Genomic DNA, 18692 nt, shown 5'->3' with positions numbered 1-18692 from the left:
CAGCCGGAAGGTGCCACAGAGGTGCCACGGAAGGGCACAGGAGAAGGGGGGCGCGCTCAGCAGCCGTGCGCGATACGCCCCGGGACCCAGGCGGTGCACTCGGCGAGGCGACCGAGGTCGGAGTAGGTGAACATCAGCTGGTCGCCTCCTTTCGAGCGCCGGGGGGTCGGCGGTTCACGGCAACGTAGTTGCTGCCGTCAGGGAGGTCAAGAGGCAGTCCGGCGCCGCACCTCACCTCGCGTGAGCGCCCTTCGGGGGCGAGTACGGGGCGTCTCGGTCCCGGTGGGCCCGCGGGGCAAGGCCATGCGGGCCGTCTCGCAGCTCTTGACGGCGGTCGCGGAGGCTCCCCATACTGACGGCCAAATCGATTTGGCCAAATCGATTTGGCCCTCCGTTCGGGGCTGGATCGCGGCTGATGTCCGAGCGTTCTTCACGCCCGAATGGAGCTCCAACGTGTCCAGTCATCGCCAGCCCGCACCCGGAGCGGAACAACAACCACCGACGCCGGAGCCGGTCACGCACGACGCCCCGCATCCCGCCGACGCCCCGCACGCGGCCGACGAGTCACGACCCGCCCGGGACTCGGCCGACGAGTCGCGCACCGCCCCGCCCTCGGCCGACGAGTCGCGCCCCGCCGTGCACCCCGTCGACGAGTCGCGCCCCGTGGGGCGGATCGTCCTCTTCGGGATTCAGCACGTCCTCGTCATGGCCGCCACCCCCATCTCAGCGATCTTCCTGATGAGCGCCACCCTCCGCCTCGACGCCGGCCTGACCGTCAACCTCCTCTCCGCGGCGTTCGTGCTCTCCGGCGTCGGGTCGCTGATCCAGTCGCTGGGGCCGTGGAAGTTCGGCCCCCGGCTGCCGTTCGTGATGCTGCCCGGCGGCGCGCCGCTCATCCTGTTCATCGCCATCGCCGAGCAGCACGGTCTGCGTACCGCCACCGGCGCGGTCATTCTCACCGCGGCCTTCTACTTCGTCGTCCTGCCGGTCTTCTCACGGCTGCTGAGGTTCTTCCCGGCCCTGGTCATCGGCACCATGATCGTCATCGTCGGGGTCAACCTGGTGAAGGTCGGGGCGGTCCTCGTCACCGGCCGGCCCGGCGAGCCCGGGTTCGCGAATACGACGAACCTCGCGCTCGGCATGGCGACGATCGGATTCACCGTCGTCTTCTACCTGCTGTTCACCGGCATCCTGCGGCAACTCGCGGTCATGCTCGGGCTGGTCGCCGGCACGGTGCTGGCCGGGTTCCTCGGCCGCATCCACCTCAGTGGCGCAGCCGAAGGCGGTCTGGTCAGCGTGCCGGAGCTGATGCCGTTCGGCTCGCCCCAGTTCAGCCTGATCGCCGCCCTGCCGCTGATGCTCTACAGCCTCGCCTCCATGGCGGAGGCCACCGGCCAGACGGTCATCAACGCCGAGGCCGTCGGCAAGGAGATCGACACCCGCACCGACGTCCCCAAGACCGTCCGCGGTGACGCGCTGACCTCCCTCTTCGGCGGGTTCTTCGGGCTGCCGCTAATGGTGACCAGCGGCGAGAACATCGGGATCGTCCGGGTCACCGGCGTCCGCAGCCGCTACGTGACCGCCGCCGCCGGTGTGGTCCTCATCGTCATCGGGTTCCTCGCGCCGGTGACCCGCGCGATCAGTGTCGTCCCGTCCGCCGTGGTCGGCGGCACGGCGATGGTCGTCTTCGCGGTGATCACCGTGCTCGGCGTGCAGATGCTCGGCCGCTCCGACCTCGACCGGCACACCTCCACGTTCATCTGCGCCGTCGCCCTGGCGCTGGGCCTGCTGCCGATCCTCATCCCCGGCGTGTACGCCGGCTTCCCGCCGAACGTCCGCATCCTCCTCGAAAGCGGCGTCGCCGTCGGCGCGTTCGTCGCCGCCGTACTCAACATCCTGTTTCACCACGTCAGGCCGCGCGTCGCCGCCCGGCTGACCGAATCACGCACGGAAAGCGACCGATGAACCAGCTCACCCGCGACCACCTCGACTCCTCCGGCCCGCTCCTCCTCGTACCCGATGCCGTGCTGCTGCCGGAAGGGCCCGCCGACGGATACGCGGTAGTCGTCGCCGACGGCTTTTTCCGCGCCGTCGGACCCGCCGGGGAACTGGCGCGTACGCACCCGCACCTCGACGCCGTCACGCTGCCCGGCCATCTCCTGATGCCCGGCTTCGTCGACGCCCACCACCACCTGACCCAGAGCTTCGGCTCCGCGCTCGCCTTCGGTGAGCCGTCGGAGATCTTCCGCAGGGTCTGGGTCCCGCTGGAGGGGGCGCTGGACGAGGAATCGGCCTATGTCGCGGCCAAACTGGCGGCGTTGGAGGCCCTGCGCGGCGGCTTCACCACCGTCACCGACGCCGGTACGCGTGCCGATGTGGACGTCGACGTCGTCGCGTCGGCCGCTCGTGACGCCGGAATCCGCTGCGTACTCGGCCTCGTGTGCAACGACGTCGCCGGCGACGCCGCGACCGCCGCCGAGGACTCCGCGACCACCACCGCCGTCCTCGAAAGCGCCGAGAAGCACCTCGCCCGGTACGACGGCGATCCGCTGGTCCACGCCTCCCTCGCCGTCTCGATCCCCGAGGCGGCCACCTCGGCGACCCTCCACCGCACCGCCCGTCTCGCCGCGGAGGCCGGCGCGATCGTGCAGATCCACGTCAACGAGCACCTGGCCGGTGTCGAACGCTCCCTCGTACGGCACGGACTGCGCCCGCTCGAACACCTGCACAGGATCGGCGCGCTCGGCCCTCAACTGCTCGCCGCCCACGCCACCTTGCTCACCCCCCGCGAACTGACCCTGCTCGCCGACACCGGGACCGCCGTCAGCTACAACCCGGTGGCCAGCGCCTGGAAGGGCAACGCCGTCGCCCCGGCCACCGCGATGGCCGAACGCGGCATCCGCTTCGGGCTCGGCACCGACGGCACCCGCGGCGACGGGTTCCGGCTCGCGGACGCGGCCGAGTTCGCCCAGCGGATCGCCTACGGGCTGTCCACCGGGGACTCGTCGTGCGGCGCCGGCTGGACCTGGCTCGAACACGCCACCGCCGGGGGGGCCGACGCGGTCGGCCTCGGAGCCCGCACCGGCACGGTCGCCGAGGGGCTGGCCGCCGACTTCCTCCTCGTCGACCTCACCACCCCCGAGCTGGCACTTTCCCGGGACGTGCCGTGGGAGCTGGTACGCCGGGGCAACCGCGACCAGATCACCGCCGTGTTCGTCGCCGGAGACCTACGGCTGTGGCGCGGCCTGCCCACCGGCTGGGACGGCCCCGCCTTCGTACGGCAGGCGGCCGAACTGGCCCGTACAGCCGTCGAGAGAGCGCCCATCACCCGCGTACACCCCACGTCCACGGCGGCACGGCAGGGGAGCACCGCAACCACGGCGACACGGCGGGGGAGCACCGCAGCGTCGGCGGCGCGTCAGGGGAGCACCGCACGGTGAGTACGGAAGCTCTCGTGGTCCTCGCCGTCACGGTGGCCGTCGCCGCGTTCGTCCAGGGCAGCAGCGGTCTGGGCTTCGCCCTGATCGTCGCGCCCGTGGCCGGGATCCTCGACCCCGGTCTGCTCCCGGTGTTCGTCCTGGCGGCCATGATCCCGCTCAATCTGTACGTCGCCTGGCGCGAACGCGCCTCGATCGACCTGCGCGGTGCGGGCTGGATCACCGCGGCCCGGCTGGCCGCCACGCCCGCCGGGCTCGCGCTGCTCTGGCTGATCCCGGACCGCAGCATCGGCCTGTTCGTCGGCATCGCCACCGTGCTGGCCGCGGTGGTCAGCCTGGCCGCCCCCGCCTTCACTCCCGGTCGGGCCGCCTACCTCGGGGCGGGCGTGGTGACCGGACTCACGGAGACCGCGACCGGCGTCGGCGGGCCCCCGCTCGCGCTCGTCTACCAGCACCGGCCGCCCGCGGAACTGCGTTCGACCGTCGCCGCCTGCTTCCTCGTCGGGGAAGTGGCCTCGCTGGGCCTGCTGTTCGCGACCGGGGAAGGCGAGCCCGGACACCTGGGTCTCGCGGCGGCGCTGCTGCCGGTGATCGCCGTGGGCGCGTGGCTGAGCCGGCTGGTGCACCACCGGCTGGACGCGCGCCGCATGAGGCTGTGCGTCCTCGCCTTCGCCCTGGTCTCCGGTCTGGTGCTCATGCTCGGGCTGTGACCCGAAGCGACGAGGCACGCGGAACCACCCGCGGCTCGGGCGCCGTCGCCACCGTGGCGGCGGCGCCCTCCCCGCGCAGCCGGCCGAGCAGCAGCTCCACCGCGGCTGCCGCCGCACGGTCCAGATGAAGGTCCACGGCGGTCAGCGGCGGCTCGCAGGTGCGCGCACGCAGCCCGTCGTAGCGGGTGACGACCATGACGTCGCCCGGTACGGTCCGCCCGCTGTCCCGGATCGCCCGCACCGCGCCCACCGCGAACGCGTCCACCAGCGCGCAGACCGCGTCGGTCCCGGGATGCTCGGCCAGCAGGGCGGCACAGCTCTCGTACCCGGCCTGCTCGCCGCCCGCCTCCGGGGCGCTCGCCACGACGGGCTCCCAGCCGTACCGCTCGGCGACCCGCTCGTACGCGGCGCGCGCGTCGACCGACGAGTGGCGTGACCCGGAGCCGACGATCAGCGCGGGCCGCCGGGCACCCTGCTCGCGCAGATGCGCGAACAGCAACTCGGCGACCGGCCCGCCGCGCAGATCGACGTACGGCGACGTGTCGTCCGGCGACACCGGCCGGCCGAGTGACACATAGGGCAGGCCCCGCTCCCTCAACTGGGCCGCGGCGGCGTCGTTCACGTCCGGCTCGACGACGATGGCGCCGTCGATGTCGACGGAGTACAGGGCGGACCCCGACTGCACGGGCGGTACGAGCACCAGCGCGTAACCGTGGAGCAACGCGCTCTCCGCGGCGGCGGCGGCGATCTCCATGTAGAACCCGAGCCGCGACGGCCCACCGGCCACCGCGAACGGCATCGAGGAGGCGAGCGCGATGGCCTTCGCCTCCCCCCGGCGCAGCCGCTGGGCCCGGAGGTTGGGCCGGTAGCCGAGCTCGGCGGCGACCCGCTTGATACGTTCCCTGGTCCGCGGATCGACCTTGCCGATCCCGTTGAGGGCGTGGGAGACCGTCGTACGCGACACCTCGGCGAGCCGCGCGACATCAGCGATCGTCGGTGGCCGCGAGCCGGGACCGGAGGTTGGCATCGACGGACACTCCTTGCGGGCTGAGGACGGGGCACCCCATCTTCGCCCACCGGCCTCCCCGAGCGGCGTCCGGCAGCGGAACGGCCGGCGGGCCGACCCGGACGGTTCCGCCACCGGCAGCGGGATCGGGATCGGGCAACGGATTTGGTGCCGGCACACTGGCACCGGCTCTCCGGCACACCCGCACCGCCACCGGCACAGCCGCACCCGCACCGGCACACCGCCACATCCGCACCGGCACGACGCGGATGCGCCGGGACGTTCCAGCTCCGGCACCCCACCGGCTCAAGCCTCCAGAAGCCGCAGCCCCACCACCCCGGCGACGATCGCCACGACACAGGCCAGCCGCGCCGCGGACGCGGCTTCGCCCTGGACGATGCCGGCGGTGACGACCCCCGCCGCGCCGATGCCGACCCAGACCGCGTAGCCCGTGCCGACCGGCACCTCACGCAGGGCGAAGGTCAGCAGCACGAAGCTCAGCAGGGCGAAGCAGACGCCGATGACGCTGGGCCAGAGCCTGGTGAAGCCGTTCGATTCCTTCAGGGCCAGGGCCCAGACGATCTCCAGGAGACCCGCCGCCGTCAGGATCACCCACGCCATCGCTGCTCCTCTCGTCGTCGGTGTCACCGTTCCGCCGGTGGCCATGGGCGCCGCACCGTAGCTTCCTTCTGCCGTTGCTCGTCGCCGTCCGGCGGCCCTGTCGGGTCAGGCGGTGTAGCCACCGTCGACCGCCAGTGAGGTGCCGGTGATCCACTGGGCGTCCGGGCCGGCGAGGAAGGCCACGGCCTTCGCGGTGTCGGCCGCCGCGCCCAGCACCTTCGCCGCGGTCCTCAGCCGCTCCTCCTCGGCCTCGTCCGTGCCGTCCGGGTTCATGTCGGTGACGGTGGGCCCCGGGTCCACGATGTTCGCGGTGATCCCCTTGGACGCCACGTCGTGGGCCAGGCCCTTGGTGAAGCCGATCAGCGCCGACTTGCTCATGGCGTACAGCGTCACGTCGGGGACCGGCACGCGGTTGGCCCAGCAACTGCCGATGCTGATGATGCGGCCGCCGTGTCCCAGGTGGGGGATGGCCGCCTGGGTGGCCAGGAAGACGGCGCGCACGTGGACGGCCAGCGTGCGGTCGATCTCCTCCAGTGTCACGCCCTCGATCGGGCCGTAGGGGAAGACGCCGGCGTTGTTCACCAGGATGTCGAGCCGGCCGAGCTCCGCCGCAGTCTGCTCGACGGACCGGACGACGGCCGCCGGGTCCGCGCTGTCGGCCCGGATGGCCAGGCCCCTGCGCCCGAGAGCCTCGATCGCCTTGACGACCTCCTGGGCCTTGTCGGCCGCGCTCACATACGTCAGGGCGACGTCCGCGCCCTCCTCCGCCAGTCGGAGGGCGGTCGCGGCACCGATGCCGCGGCTTCCCCCGGTCACCAGTGCCACCTTGCCCGCAAGCTGAGGCATCTCGCTCCATTCACGCTAAGGTTGATTTCTGAGTCGAACGATCTAGAAATACTAAACAGGCAGGATGACCACGGGTCAACCCATCCCCGAGGAGGCAGACATGGCCGAAAGAGGCCGACCGCGCGCGTTCGACCGGGCCGCGGCGCTGCGGCGCGCGATGGAGACGTTCTGGGAGCTCGGCTACGAGGGCACGAAGCTGACGGACCTGACCGCTGCCATGGGCATCAACTCCGCCAGCCTGTACAACACCTTCGGCTCGAAAGAGCAGTTGTTCCGCGAGGCCGTCGCGCTCTACGACCGCACCGCGGGCTCGGCGACCAACCGCGCGCTGCGCGAGGCGCCGACGGCGCGGGCCGCGGTGGAGGCCATGCTGCGCGGCAACATCGACACCTTCACCGACCCGGAGACCCCGAGGGGCTGCATGATCGTGCTGTCGGCCACGAACTGCTCCCACCAGAACAGGAAGGTCGCGGACCACCTGGCCCAGTGGCGCCGGACCTCGGTCGCGGATCTGGAGAAGCGGCTGGTGCGGGCCGTGGAGGAGGGCGAGTTGGAGCCGGGGACGGACGTCCGCGCGGTCGCCGCCTTCTACGCGACCATCCTGCACGGGCTGTCGATAGAAGCCCGGGACGGCGTGCCCCTGGAACGGCTCCGCTCCACCGTGGACCACGCCGTGGCCCTGTGGGACACCCTGGTGCGGCAGCCGGCCGGACAGCACTGAGGGGCGCCCGGCCCCATCAGGGCCGGACGCCCCCTTGTGCGCCGGGCGGGGTCACCCGCAGGCGGCTGATCCTTCGACCGCCTTGGTGTAGGCGACGAGCAGTTTCTCGATGGCGGCCGGGTCGTCGACGCCGGAGTCGCGGGTCTCGACTGTCGTATAGAGGTCCTGCTCCGGATGCTCCGATGCCTTGCAGGAGGAGACGGTCTTGCCGACGCCGGCCTGCCCGGTGTGGAGGAAGCGAAGGTCGTCCGACAACTTCCCGTCGTCCGTGCCGGGGTACGCCTGCGAGACCGCCGCCGTGGTGTGCCCCTCACTCCACCAGGCCTGGGCGAGGCTGAGGACCAGCTTGCCGTCCACGGACAGGTTGCAGCGGACCGTTCCGCCGTTCGGCTTCTGGGTGGCCGAGGTGAGGGTGTCACCACCGGGCAGTGCGGCCTTCACCAGTGCGGGGTCCACGGGCATTCCGCACATCGACGTGGGCACGGTGTACGCCTTCTTAGGGGGGCGTCGCCGGAGCACGCCGACAGGGTGGCAGCGAGAGCGGCGGCGGCCGACAAGGCGACGGCCCTGCCGATGAACCGGCGACGCCGAGGAGTTACACGGGTCGACAACGCGAGAAGCCTTTCGATGTGGGGACGGGGAGGACGCGGCGGGCGACGCCTCCGGGCATGCGGTCAGATGTCCGTCTTCACATGGGAGTTCATCTGCTCGGCGGCTCCCCGGTGCGACAGCCGGCCGGACAGAGCTGAGGGGCGCCCGGCCGCATCAGGGCCGGACGCCTCCTTGTGCGCCGGGCGGGGTCACCCGCAGGCGGCTGATCCTTCGACCGCCTTGGTGTAGGCGACGAGCAGTTTCTCGATGGCGGCCGGGTCGTCGACGCCGGTGTCGCGGGTCTCGACCACCGTGTAGAGGTCCTGCTCCGGGTGCTCCGCCACCTCGCAGGAGGAAATGGTCTGACCGACGCCGGCTTTCCCGGTGTGGAGGAAGCGGAGGTCGTCCGACAACTTCCCGTCGTCCGTGTTGGCGTATGCCTGTGCGACCCCTGCCGCGCTGTCCCTGTCCCCCCACCAGGCCTGGGCGAGGCTCAGGGCCTCCTTGCCGTCCACGGACAGGTTGCAGCGGACCGTTCCGCCGTTCGGCTTCGTGGTGGCCATGGTGAGGGAGTCGCCGCCGGGCAGTGCGGCCTTCACCAGTGCGGGGTCAACGGTGATCCCGCACAGGGATGGGGGCACGGTGTACGCCTTCTTGGGCGGTTCGTCGCCGGAGCATCCCGCCAGGCTGGAGGCAAGGGCGACGGCGGCCGACAGGGACACGGCCGCGCCGACGAACCGGTGACGCCGGAGAGATTCACGGACAGACAACGCGAGCCTTTCGAGGCAGGGGCGGGGAGGGTGCGAAGGGTGCTGACTTCGGAGGTGCGATCAGATGTCTGTCTTCAAGTGAGGAGACATCTGTAGGGTGTTCGTCCCTGCGGCCCGGAACCCGAGCTGAGCGGCCACACGCGCCTTTTCGTCAATACTGTTGTCCATCAGGTCCTCGCGGCCGTGTGCCTTCGCCGCGGCCTCCACCGCCTTCTCGGTGTACGCCGAGTTCTGCTCGACGCCGCTCTCCCACTGCTCGCCCATGACAGGGCCGGCGTCGTCCTTGGCCTTCCCCTCGGCGTCCTTGAAGAAGGATTCCAGGACCATGCTGCTCGCCGTCTCCGCCAAGCCGCCGGCCACCGCGCCGCCGACCGGGCTGGCGACGAACGACGTGCCCACGCCGATACCCGTACCGATACCCCCGGAGATGGCATTCTTCCACTGCGCCACGGACTGCTCGTACTTCTTGTCGGTTGCTTCTGCTTCGCCGGCGACCGCCTCCTGACGGCCGATGGCCAGGGTGCCGGACACCTCACCGGACCCCTGGGCGACCTGCTCAAGGGTGAACTGCATGTCCTTCGAGTAGCGCTCGTCGGCCGGCAGATCCGGGTTCATGTGGTAGTCCATGAGGTTCGCCATGTACTGCTTGTTGGCCACCTCCACGGCCGCGTATCCCTCGGCGTTCTGCCCCACGGTCAGCAACAGGGCGTTGACATCACGGTGGTTGAGCGTTGCGGAGCTGCCGGCGACGGGGAACAGCTTGTCCGTTTCCCCGTCCGAGTCGTTCGTCATGGCCCGGTTGATGTCCGGCAGGTACTCCGAGGTGATCTGCCCGATGCTGTCGCCCATGTAGTTGTGCTTGGTGAGCCGTTCGTTGTCGTCCGCGACGGAGGCCACGAGCGACTCGAAGAGCTTGGTCTGCCCCTCGTTGTGGGCGGGCGTATCCACCGTCGGCAGTTCACCCGCCGGGTGCCCGGTCGTGGCGGCCTCCAGGGCGAGGGCGAGGGTGTTGCGGCCGGTGTTGTCGTCGTCGCCCTTGAAGTTGGTCTCCTGCGGCCACTCCCGCTCCTCGAAGAGGTACTGGAAGTTGGAGAGGGGGATCTTTCCGTTCTTGCCGTTGTCGTCAGTATCGCGCTCGAAGGGAGAGTCCTCCTTGGAGACATACTCCTCGTTGAAGAAGTCGGTCGCCGCGTCCGGGCTGTTGGACAGCCCCTTGAGGTAGCCGGTCAGCGGGTCGTCGCCGCTGTCCTCGCCGATCCGGTTGAGCCACGGGTCCGGGCCCCGGTGCTGCCACACCATGTTCTCGTGCTCGCCGTTGCCCGTGAGCTTGCGTTCCGTCTCCATGAGCTTGTTGCCGTAGCTCTTGAGGAACTGGTCGTCGTAGTCGCCGGTCCGCATCAGGTTGCTCATGACCTGGAAGCCCATGGGACCGCCGCCGTCCCGGCCGATGGGCTGTTCGCCCAGCTTGATCATGTTGCCCTTCCAGCTCGTCATGTCGGCGGAGTCGCTCTGGGTGGCGGTGGCGAGCGTGAGGCCGAGATTGCGCTGGAGGTCGTCGAGCTTGTCGAGCCGTTCGCTGCCCACGTGCGGGTTCACGGCCGGGTCGTTGATGCCCTGCCAGAACTCGAGCGTCTTCTTGGGCCCGAGCTGCGTGGCGAACCGCTCGGCGAACAGCGGATCGTTCTTGTACTTGTCCAGACCGCCGTTGATCTTGTCGAAGTCGGCGGGTGTGAGGTCCTCAGGGTTCTTCGCCGCGATTTTGGCGAGGTCCTCGGCCGCCTGGACGGCCTCGACCGCGGAGTCACGGTCCTTGTAGGAGGCGTCCGAGAAGCCCATCGTGGACTGATTGGCAATCGCGGTCAGTACCTTGCTCGCCGAGGTGTCGCTCTCCGTGGCCTTCTTGAGAATCCCCTGCACTTCGTCGCGCAGCGCGGTGACATCGCTCTGGTCGTGCTCCGGGACGGAGGTGCCCTTCGCCGCCCGGTCCGGGTGGATGTTCATCGTGACGGTGAAACCACCGCCGCCGTTGTCGACGACGGTCAGATTCTTCCGGGCTGCGCGGCTGATGGCCTCCTCGACGTCCTTCTTGTGCTGCCGGAGCTCGTCGCGGGTGTCGGTGAGAATCTTGTGAATGGTGTTGGCCTGGGTGTGGGCGTCGGCGAACTCACCGGCGGTCTTGCCGACGAACTCCTTGGTGACCTGGGCGTTCAGGCCGGCCCAGTCGGCCGAGTTGGCGGCCTTGCGCAACCCGTCCTCGGCCTGCTTCTTCAGTTGGGCGAGGTTGCGTACGAGCAGGCCCCAGTCGGAGACGGCTTCGTCGAGCGTCGCGAAATTGCCGAAGCGCAGCGCGTCGAGATCCATGAGTGGTCGATTCTCCCTCTACGTCTTGGTCGCGCTGCTACTTCTTCGGCTCGTACGCCGGGTTCTTCTTCCCCGGCTCGCCGACCCGCTCGTCGAACCCGGCGTCCAGGGCGTCGATGCTGCTCATCTGCCGCTGGATGTAGTGGTCGTCGCCGGCGTGCACCTTCTTGGTGACTTGCATGTGGTTGGCGATATGGGCGCAGGCGTCCATGAGCGACTTCAGCTGCTCGTCCCACCGCTTCGATACGTGCTTGAGCCCGCCGCCCAAAGCGAAGCCCTGGCCGCTCAGGTCGCCGGCCGCTTTGTCGCTGCTGGGAACGGCTACCCGGGCCTTGCCCCACAGCTCGTCGTAGAGGCCGTGTGCCTGGCTGCCGATCTTCACCAGATCGCCGTTGGTCACCTTGAGGTCACCGGTCTGCCCGGGCAGGGCCGCCGAGCCGCCGCCCCCGGGGTCGAGCTGGTTCAACTGCATCCCGGTGGACTGCCGATGGACGGCGTCCGCCTTCAGCTGTTCCCACTCGTCCCATGCCATGGAAAACCCTTCCCCCGTGCGTCCGCTGCTTTTCGTCGCGGTTGATGAGCGCCTTTGCTTCAGGCCAAGCTAGCAACTCGACCAGGTGTCCAAGCGGGGCGGAGCTCGATCCTCGGACAGTGGTTGTGACCATCTGGTGGAGACTTCGGGACCGGCGCCGCCCGATGTCCCGGGATCAAGTGGTTGGTCTGCTTTCGCGCTCTGCGGGGACCGCCGGTACGCCCCGGCGGGCCCCGCAGAGCGGCCCGATGGACTTCAGGCGGCCGGGTGCCGTGCCTCCGGCCGCCCGCCGAGAGGTGCCGCGACGCCCGGCCGCTCGGGCGCGGGCCGCACCCGCGACCGGAGGCAGACGTGGAGGGTGGCCGCCTTGTGGGGCAACCGCACCGTTCTCACCCAGGACATCCAGGCCCGCTCCATCACCCTGCGGCAGGCCAGATTGCGCACGTCCCTGGAGCCGGCACGACCTGGGCTTTCACCTGGCGATCGTCGACCGGGCGCTGATCGGGCACGGGCTGGGCACGGCGTTCGTGTCGGACCTGGTGCGGACGGCTGTTCCGGTGCTCGCCCGAGGCGGAACGCGTCGCCGCCGAGCGCGGGCTGGAAGGCGGCGATGTTGGAGTGCAGCGGCCGGTAGACCTCGATATAGGCGAACCGCCTGCCCTCGTACGTGATCAGGAACGGCCCGCCCTCCCGGCTCTCGTGCAGCCGGCGCAGCTCGTCACTCCAGCGCTCCGGGGGCCAGGCCTGGTGCCAGGTCTCCGCCAGATACTCCTGGCCCATCCAGCGGGACAGCAGGCGGCCTTCCTCGGCGGTGCCGCTGAGCGGACGGGCGGCCCAGGGCGTGGGCAGATCCAGTCGGTCGGCGATCACATATCTCCTCTCTCCTGAACGTGTGCGCGCTCCCTCGGCCTCCGTGCGCCCCGTCAAGAATGCGGCTGAATCAGGTGGATAGAGGGGCGGAAAGCCGTTCGTGCGGCGCTTTTCCCCGTGAGGTTCCGGCCGTACCGCGAGGCGATGGCGGGGGCCCGGGGCAGGCGGGTGGTTCCGTGACGGGCGCGGCTACCGGTTTCATCGGCAGTGCTCCCGGCTTCAGTCGGGAGGTGAAACCGATCTCGCCATTCGGGGTGCGGGGTGCCCCGGAATCGTGCGGAGCCGGAAAGCGCAGAAGGTTACGCGAGTTCACTGGATCGGATGATCGGGCGGGAATTTCTCTTCGGTCGGGGTGCACGTGTTTAGAGTTCGGTGTCATGCAGTTGCGGTACGCCTTCCGGCTCGAACCGACCCCGTTCCAGCAGATGATGCTGGCGCGGACGTTCGGCTGCGCGCGGGTGGTGTTCAACGACGCGCTCGCGCTGCGCCGTGCCGCGTACACGGCCAAGGAGCCGTGGATCGGTGCCGGGGACCTGTCCAAGACCGTGCTCACCCAGGGCAAGAAGCGTGAGGGGCGAACGTGGCTGGGTGAGGTGTCCTCGGTGGTGCTGCAGCAGTCCTTGCGGGATCTCAGTCCTCCTACCGTGCCTTCTTCGACTCCCGCAGCGGCAAGCGCAAGGGGCCACCGGTCGGTGCGCCCACCTTCAAATCCCGCAAGGACAAAAGGCAGGCGGTGCGCTTCACCGCGAACGCCCGCTGGAAGATCACCGAGACGGGCCGGCTGATCCTGCCGAAGATCGGCCAGATCCGGGTGCGCTGGTCCCGCACGCTGCCTACCGCCCGTCCACGGTCACCGTGATCAAGGACGCTGCCGGACGGTACTTCGCCTCCTTCGTCGTCGACACCGACCCGGACACCGACGCGCAGCGCTGGCCTGTGGAGGACGCGGCCGGGCGCGAGGTGGGTCTGGACATGGGCCTCACGCACTTCGCAGTCCTGGACAGCGGCGAGAAGATCGCCTCACCGCGGTTCCTGCGCCGCGCGGAGAAGAAACTCAAGAAACTCCAGCGGGAGCATGCCCGTAAGACGAAGGGATCGAAGAACAAGGAGAAATCACGGCGGGCGTTGGCCCGTCAGCATGCCAAGGTCGCCGACGCCCGCCACCACTTCCACCACGAGCTGTCCTCCCGGCTGGTCCGCGAACACCAAGCGGTCCATGTCGAGACGCTCCACGTGAAGGGCATGGCCCGCGGCAGGCTCGCCAAGTCGATCCACGACGCGGCCTGGTCCAGCTTCCTGAACATGCTCGAATACAAAGCAGCCCGGTACGGGCGGGTCTTCCAACGGGTCGGGCGGATGTTCCCCTCCTCCCAGCGCTGCTCGAACCCCGCCTGTCACCGTATCGACGGCCCCAAACCCCTGAGCGTCCGCACCTGGACCTGCCAAGGGTGCGGGACCGTGCACGACAGAGACACCAACGCCGCCGACAACACCCGCCAAGAGGGCAGACGGCTGTACACACTCAAGGTCGCCGAGGGACATCACGGAGACCCAAAACGCCTGCGGAGCGACGGTAAGACCAGGGACCCAGGTCCCGGCACGACGCGTTGAAACAGGAAGCCACGGAATCCCCCACCCACCACCGTGCCGCGAAGCGGCACAGCACCCGGTAAGGGAAGGCCAGAATCCTCAGGCTTCAGCCCGAGGAGCATGTCAACATCCCCTGTGACCGAAACGACCGAACCGCCCGGGCGCCGCGCCTCCATATTCGCCGACCTCACCCCGCTGCGGCTCTCGCCCGACTACCGGCGGCTCTGGTTCGGGAGCACCGTCTCCTGGATCGGCCAGGGCATGACGTCGCTGGCGGTCTCGCTCCAGGTCTACGACATCACCGGGTCCGCCTTCTCCGTGGGGCTCATCGGGTTCTGCTCACTCGTGCCGCTGGTCGTCTTCGGGCTCTACGGCGGGGCCGTCGCGGACACCGTCGACCGGCGCAAGCTCGGCCTGTTCAGCGCCGCCGGGTCGTTCTTCCTGTCCGTCGTCCTGGTGGCGGCGACGTTCGCGGGCGTCGAGCGGGTCGGGCTGCTGTACGCGGTCGTCGCCCTCCAGGCCGTCTGCCTCGCCCTCAACGCACCGGCCCGCGCCTCGATGATCGCCCGGCTGCTGCCGGCCGAGCAGCTGCCCGCCGCCAACGCACTGAACTCCATGACCACCACGACGGGCATGCTTGTCGGGCCCATGCTGGGGGGCCTGATCGTGGGCTGGTGGGGCTACCGCTCCGCGTACACCGTGGACGCCGTCTGTTTCACCGCCTCCCTGTACGCGATGTGGCGGCTGCCCTCGATGCTGCCCGAGCGGAACGAGGGCGACACGGGCAAGCGGGCTTCCGTCCTGGACGGGCTGCGTTTCCTCGGGACCCGGCCGAACCTGCGGATGACCTTCTTCACGGACCTGTGCGCGATGGTCCTCGCCCACCCCCGCGCCCTCTTCCCGGTCGTCGCGGTCCTCTGGTACGGGGGTGACGCGCGGACCACCGGACTGCTCGTCGCCGCCCCGGCCCTCGGCATGCTGCTCGGCGGCGTGTTCTCCGGCTGGCTCGGCCGGATCCGGCGGCACGGGCTCGCGATCCTGCTGGCCGTCGGCTCCTGGGGCCTCGCCATCGCTGTCTTCGGGCTCACCCGCAACCTCTGGCTGGGGCTGCTGTTCCTGGCGATCGCCGGATGCGCGGACACCATCTCGATGGTCTTCCGCAACACGATGCTCCAGGCGGCCGTGCCCGACGAGATGCGCGGCCGGCTCCAGGGCGTCTTCATCGTCGTCGTGGCGGGCGGCCCCCGCCTCGGGGACTTCGTGGCGGGCTCGGTGGCCGACCTCGCCACCCCCGCTCTCGCCGTCACCGGCGGCGGCGTCCTCTGCGTGACCGGCGTGGCTCTGCTCGCGCTGAAGTGGCGTGCCTTCGCCCGCTACGACGCCCACGACCCGCAGCCGTAGGCCCGGGCCCGGCCCCCGCCCGGAGTCCCGGCCCCCGCCCGGGCCCGGCCCGGAGTCCCGACCCCGAGCCCGGCCCGGAGGCCCGACCCCGACGCGACCCCGTGGCCCGACCCCGACCCGACCCCGGAGGCCCGGCCCAGGCCCCCGCCCGGCCTCGGAGCCCCGGCCGCCGCCGCCCGCTCAGCTCACGATCGAGCGGGCGAACCCGAGCTCCAGCAGGTCCTGCGGACGCAACCGCAGCTGGTCCGCGGTGGCGCCGGTCTCCGACGGCGGCCGCTTGAGAATCGCGGCGGCCAGTTCCGGGGCGATGACGGAGAAGTAACTGTCCGCCGTGACATGGGTGTTGTCCGGTACCGCGAGGGCCAGCGCCCCGCCCGAGCCGCCCTCGCCGATCACCAGCGTCGTCACCGGCACCCGGACCGCCGCGACGGCCGCGAAGGCGTCCGCGATGGCCGCGCCCGCGCCCGCCCGCTCCGCCTCGGCGTCGTTGGCCGCGCCCGGGGTGTCGATGAGGGTGAGGACGGGGACGCCGAGCCGGCCCGCCAGCCGGATGGTCCGGGCCGCCGCGCGGTACCCGGCCGGGCGGGTCGGCGTCCCGCACTGGGCGACGTACGCGACGGGCAGTCCGTCCGCGCGCAGCCCGAAGCCGCACAGCAGCCCCGGGTCCGTACCGCCGCACCGGTCACCGTGGAGCGGGAGCCGGACGCCGAAGTAGTCGGCCAGATACGCCTCCGCGCGAGGTCGCCGAGGGTCGCGGGCCGCCGCCACCGCCTCCCGCCCGGTCTCCGGAAGCCGGGCCGCCGACAGCGCGCGGGGCAACGGGGCGGCGGAGAGCGCGCCGTGCGGGCCGAGCGCGCGCAGCCAGTGCGTCAGCGCCCGGACCAGCTCGCCGGGCGGGACGACCGCGTCCACCTGGCCCGCCGCGAACTGCCCCTCGGCGCTGTACGCCTGGGGATCCGCGTCCGCCGGCCGTACCCGGGAACCGGCGAAGCCGACCTGCGCGCCCGGCAGCGCCAGCACCACGTCGGCGCCTGCCCCCACCGTGGCCCAGCCGCCGCCGGTCGTCGGGTCGCGCACCACGGCGATCTGCGGGAGCCCGGCCGCGCGCAGCCGGGTGGAGGCGGCGGCCACCCGCTGGAGCTGGGTCAGCGCGACCATGCCCTCCTGCATCCGGCTGCCGCCGGTGGCGACGAGCGCGAGCAGGGGCAGCCGCCGGGTCAGGGCCAGCTCGTACGCGGCCACCAGCCGGTCCCCCGTCGACCGGCCCAACGAGCCGCCCAGGAAACCGAATTCGAAGGCGAGCAGCACGCACGCGCGGTCGCCGACGACCCCGGTGCCGTACACCACGGACTCCTCCTCGCCGGTCCGTGTCGCGGCCCGCTCCCGCGCCGCGTCGTACCCCGCCCAGCCGAGCGGACCGTCCGGCGGCAGGGGGTGCGACGGCGGGCGGTGCTCGGTGAAGCCCGCCGGGCCGGTGAGCAGCGCGATCGCCTCCCGGGCCGTCGCCCGGGCGGGGGAGTCAGCCGGCATGGAGCGACCTCTTCATGATCTTGCCCAGGTCGTTGCGGGGCAGGGCGTCCAGGTAGTGCACGGTGCGCGGGCGCTTGTGCGGGGCCAGCTGGGCCGCCACATGGTCCGCCAGCTCCTCGGCGGCGGGCGGGGAGCCGGGGTCGGCCGCGACCACCCAGGCCACGACCCGTTCGCCCAGGTCCGGGTCCTCCTCGCCGGTCACGGCGGCTTCCCGGACGCCGGGGTGCGCGAGCAGCACGTTCTCGATCTCGCCCGCGCCGATCTTGTAGCCGCCGCTCTTGATGAGGTCGGTGGCCTTGCGCCCGACGATCGTGACGTACCCGTCCTCGTCGACCGTGCCGACGTCCCCCGTACGGAACCAGCCGTCCGCCGTGTGCGCGGCGGCGGTGGCGTCGGGCCGGTTGAGGTAGCCGGTGAACAGGTTCGGGCCCCGGACCTGGATCTCGCCGATCGCCCCCGGCTCACCGAGCACCGTGCCGTCCTCCTCGGCCAGGCGCAGCTCCACCCCGGCGAGCGGCGGGCCCACGGTGCCGGGGCGCGGGGCGCCGTCCGCCCGGATCCCCGTGTTCATCAGGGTCTCCGTCATCCCGTACCGCTCGATCACCCGCCGCCCGGTGGCCGCCGCGATGCGTTCGTGGTCGTGCACGGGCAGCGCCGCCGAGCCGGAGACCAGCAGCCGGGCCCCGGCCAGCGCCCCGGCCAGCGCGTCCCGTCCGCGACCGTCCACGGGGGAGCCGTGACCGCTCCCGCCCTCCGGGGAGCCGTGACCGCTCCCGCCCTCCGGGCCGTCCAGCACCTCCGCCAGCCGGTGGTACATCGTCGGCACCCCGAACAGCATGGTGCCGCCGGAGGCCAGCTCACGGGCCACGCCCTCGGGTGAGAACCTCCCCAGGTGACGGACGGAGCCGCCGCGCCGCAGCGGGCCGAGGACGCCCAGGATCAGCCCGTGCACATGGAACAGCGGCAGCGCGTGGACCAGGACGTCGTCGCCGGTCCACCCCCAGGCGTCCTCCAGCGCGTCCAGGGACGCGGCGACGGCCCGCCGGGGCAGGACGGCACCCTTCGGCGGGCCGGTGGTGCCGGAGGTGTAGACGATCAGGGCGGGGGACTCGGGGTCCTCCTCGGCCGGAAGGGCCCCGCCCGCCATGGCCTCCGGCCCCTCCTCGGCCGGAGGGACCCCGCCCGCCGAGTCCTCCGCGGGAGCGCCCGCCGCCCGCGCGTCCACGGTCACGCGCCGCAGCTTCTCCAGTGCGGGCGGCAGCGCGTCGCCCGGTCCCGCGAGCACGGCCGTGGGCTCGCTGTCGGCCAGGATGTGCGCCAACTCGCGCTCGCCGGTGCGGGGGTTGAGCGGCACGGCCGGGACCCCGGCCCGCAGTGCCGCCACCACCGCGATCACGGTCTCCGGCGTCGGGGTGGCCCAGACGGCGACCCGGCCCGCGTCCGCGATGCGGGCGGCGAGCGCGTCGGCGGCTCCGGCCAGCCGGCCGTAGCTCAGGGACAGGTCACCGAAGCGGACGGCCTCCCGGGAGGCCGCCGGGCCGGTGGGGGACTGGAGCGCGGGAAGAAGGAGGGTCACGCCGGGAAGCCTAGGGCCTCCGGGCGGGCCTCGCCCGGACCCGGATGCCGATGAGGGCAGCGTCACCCCGGGTCGGTTTCCGGACAGCTCGTCCCGCTCGCCGCATCGCTGCACGGAGCACTCAACCACA

General features: G+C 71.5%; 18 protein-coding genes. 8 read left to right on the top strand and 10 right to left on the bottom strand.

Features of this window, described 5'->3' with window-relative positions; genetic code table 11:
* The first annotated feature begins 636 nt into the window (after positions 1–636).
* Genes AB0F29_RS27475 through AB0F29_RS27465 form a run of 3 tightly spaced genes read left to right on the top strand, consistent with a single transcriptional unit; the run spans position 637 to position 4147 of the window.
* Entirely contained in the window at positions 637–1965 is a 1329-nt protein-coding gene (locus tag AB0F29_RS27475; protein ID WP_361877273.1) for a uracil-xanthine permease family protein, read from the top strand.
* Positions 1962–3440, top strand: coding sequence for an amidohydrolase family protein (locus AB0F29_RS27470; RefSeq protein WP_361877114.1), 1479 nt, complete (start codon positions 1962–1964; stop codon positions 3438–3440). The genes AB0F29_RS27475 and AB0F29_RS27470 overlap by 4 nt, the downstream gene beginning before the upstream one ends.
* A complete protein-coding gene (locus AB0F29_RS27465; RefSeq protein WP_361877112.1) occupies positions 3437–4147 on the top strand; it encodes a sulfite exporter TauE/SafE family protein in 711 nt (236 codons plus the stop codon). The genes AB0F29_RS27470 and AB0F29_RS27465 overlap by 4 nt, the downstream gene beginning before the upstream one ends.
* Here the strand turns inward: AB0F29_RS27465 and AB0F29_RS27460 are convergent.
* The 3 genes from AB0F29_RS27460 to AB0F29_RS27450 all read right to left on the bottom strand — a co-directional run bounded on the left by AB0F29_RS27460 (position 4131) and on the right by AB0F29_RS27450 (position 6620).
* Positions 4131–5174, bottom strand: a complete 1044-nt coding sequence (locus AB0F29_RS27460) for a substrate-binding domain-containing protein (protein WP_361322339.1) — start codon at positions 5172–5174, stop codon at positions 4131–4133. The two genes, AB0F29_RS27465 and AB0F29_RS27460, sit on opposite strands and share 17 nt — an antisense overlap.
* 285 nt (positions 5175–5459) lie before the next feature.
* Positions 5460–5774, bottom strand: coding sequence for a multidrug efflux SMR transporter (locus AB0F29_RS27455; RefSeq protein WP_361877109.1), 315 nt, complete (start codon positions 5772–5774; stop codon positions 5460–5462).
* Positions 5775–5879: 105 nt separating this feature from the next.
* A complete protein-coding gene (locus AB0F29_RS27450) occupies positions 5880–6620 on the bottom strand; it encodes an SDR family oxidoreductase (protein ID WP_361877106.1) in 741 nt (246 codons plus the stop codon).
* 100 nt (positions 6621–6720) lie between these two features.
* On the opposite strand from AB0F29_RS27450, the gene AB0F29_RS27445 reads away from it, so the two are divergent.
* Positions 6721–7341, top strand: coding sequence for a TetR/AcrR family transcriptional regulator (locus tag AB0F29_RS27445; protein WP_361877103.1), 621 nt, complete (start codon positions 6721–6723; stop codon positions 7339–7341).
* 51 nt (positions 7342–7392) lie between these two features.
* Here AB0F29_RS27445 and AB0F29_RS27440 read toward each other — a convergent pair whose 3' ends face one another.
* From AB0F29_RS27440 to AB0F29_RS27420, 5 genes are all read right to left on the bottom strand, one after another.
* Complete coding sequence (locus AB0F29_RS27440) at positions 7393–7824, bottom strand: hypothetical protein (protein ID WP_361877100.1); 432 nt, start codon at positions 7822–7824, stop codon at positions 7393–7395.
* Positions 7825–8141: 317 nt separating this feature from the next.
* Positions 8142–8702, bottom strand: coding sequence for a hypothetical protein (locus AB0F29_RS27435; RefSeq protein ID WP_361877097.1), 561 nt, complete (start codon positions 8700–8702; stop codon positions 8142–8144).
* Positions 8703–8762: 60 nt separating this feature from the next.
* Complete coding sequence (locus AB0F29_RS27430; RefSeq protein WP_361877094.1) at positions 8763–11063, bottom strand: hypothetical protein; 2301 nt, start codon at positions 11061–11063, stop codon at positions 8763–8765.
* A gap of 37 nt (positions 11064–11100) precedes the next feature.
* A complete protein-coding gene (locus AB0F29_RS27425) occupies positions 11101–11595 on the bottom strand; it encodes a hypothetical protein (protein WP_361877091.1) in 495 nt (164 codons plus the stop codon).
* A gap of 255 nt (positions 11596–11850) precedes the next feature.
* A complete protein-coding gene (locus AB0F29_RS27420) occupies positions 11851–12465 on the bottom strand; it encodes a GNAT family N-acetyltransferase (RefSeq protein ID WP_361877088.1) in 615 nt (204 codons plus the stop codon).
* Positions 12466–12524: 59 nt separating this feature from the next.
* Between AB0F29_RS27420 and AB0F29_RS27415 the strand changes: the two genes are divergently transcribed.
* From AB0F29_RS27415 to AB0F29_RS27400, 4 genes are all read left to right on the top strand, one after another.
* A complete protein-coding gene (locus tag AB0F29_RS27415; protein WP_361877085.1) occupies positions 12525–13250 on the top strand; it encodes a helix-turn-helix domain-containing protein in 726 nt (241 codons plus the stop codon).
* Positions 13199–13324 (top strand): hypothetical protein, encoded by a 126-nt coding sequence (locus AB0F29_RS27410; RefSeq protein ID WP_361877279.1) that lies wholly within the window; start codon positions 13199–13201, stop codon positions 13322–13324. Before AB0F29_RS27415 ends, AB0F29_RS27410 begins: the two co-directional genes overlap by 52 nt.
* Positions 13321–14076 carry an RNA-guided endonuclease TnpB family protein gene (locus AB0F29_RS27405; RefSeq protein ID WP_361877083.1) on the top strand — a complete coding sequence of 252 codons (756 nt, stop codon included), beginning with the start codon at positions 13321–13323 and terminating at the stop codon, positions 14074–14076. The genes AB0F29_RS27410 and AB0F29_RS27405 overlap by 4 nt, the downstream gene beginning before the upstream one ends.
* 114 nt (positions 14077–14190) lie before the next feature.
* Positions 14191–15456 carry an MFS transporter gene (locus AB0F29_RS27400; protein WP_361877080.1) on the top strand — a complete coding sequence of 422 codons (1266 nt, stop codon included), beginning with the start codon at positions 14191–14193 and terminating at the stop codon, positions 15454–15456.
* A 180-nt stretch (positions 15457–15636) separates the two neighbouring features.
* Here the strand turns inward: AB0F29_RS27400 and AB0F29_RS27395 are convergent, their stop codons facing one another.
* Both AB0F29_RS27395 and AB0F29_RS27390 read right to left on the bottom strand, forming a co-directional pair.
* Entirely contained in the window at positions 15637–16986 is a 1350-nt protein-coding gene (locus tag AB0F29_RS27395; protein WP_361877077.1) for a carboxyl transferase domain-containing protein, read from the bottom strand.
* Positions 16976–18562 carry an acyl-CoA synthetase gene (locus AB0F29_RS27390; RefSeq protein WP_361877074.1) on the bottom strand — a complete coding sequence of 529 codons (1587 nt, stop codon included), beginning with the start codon at positions 18560–18562 and terminating at the stop codon, positions 16976–16978. The genes AB0F29_RS27395 and AB0F29_RS27390 overlap by 11 nt, the downstream gene beginning before the upstream one ends.
* Positions 18563–18692: the final 130 nt, after the last annotated feature.

This window comes from Streptomyces sp. NPDC026589 (genome assembly GCF_040638385.1).
Lineage (GTDB): Bacteria > Actinomycetota > Actinomycetes > Streptomycetales > Streptomycetaceae > Streptomyces.
This window is presented reverse-complemented; position numbering and strand designations above follow the sequence as displayed.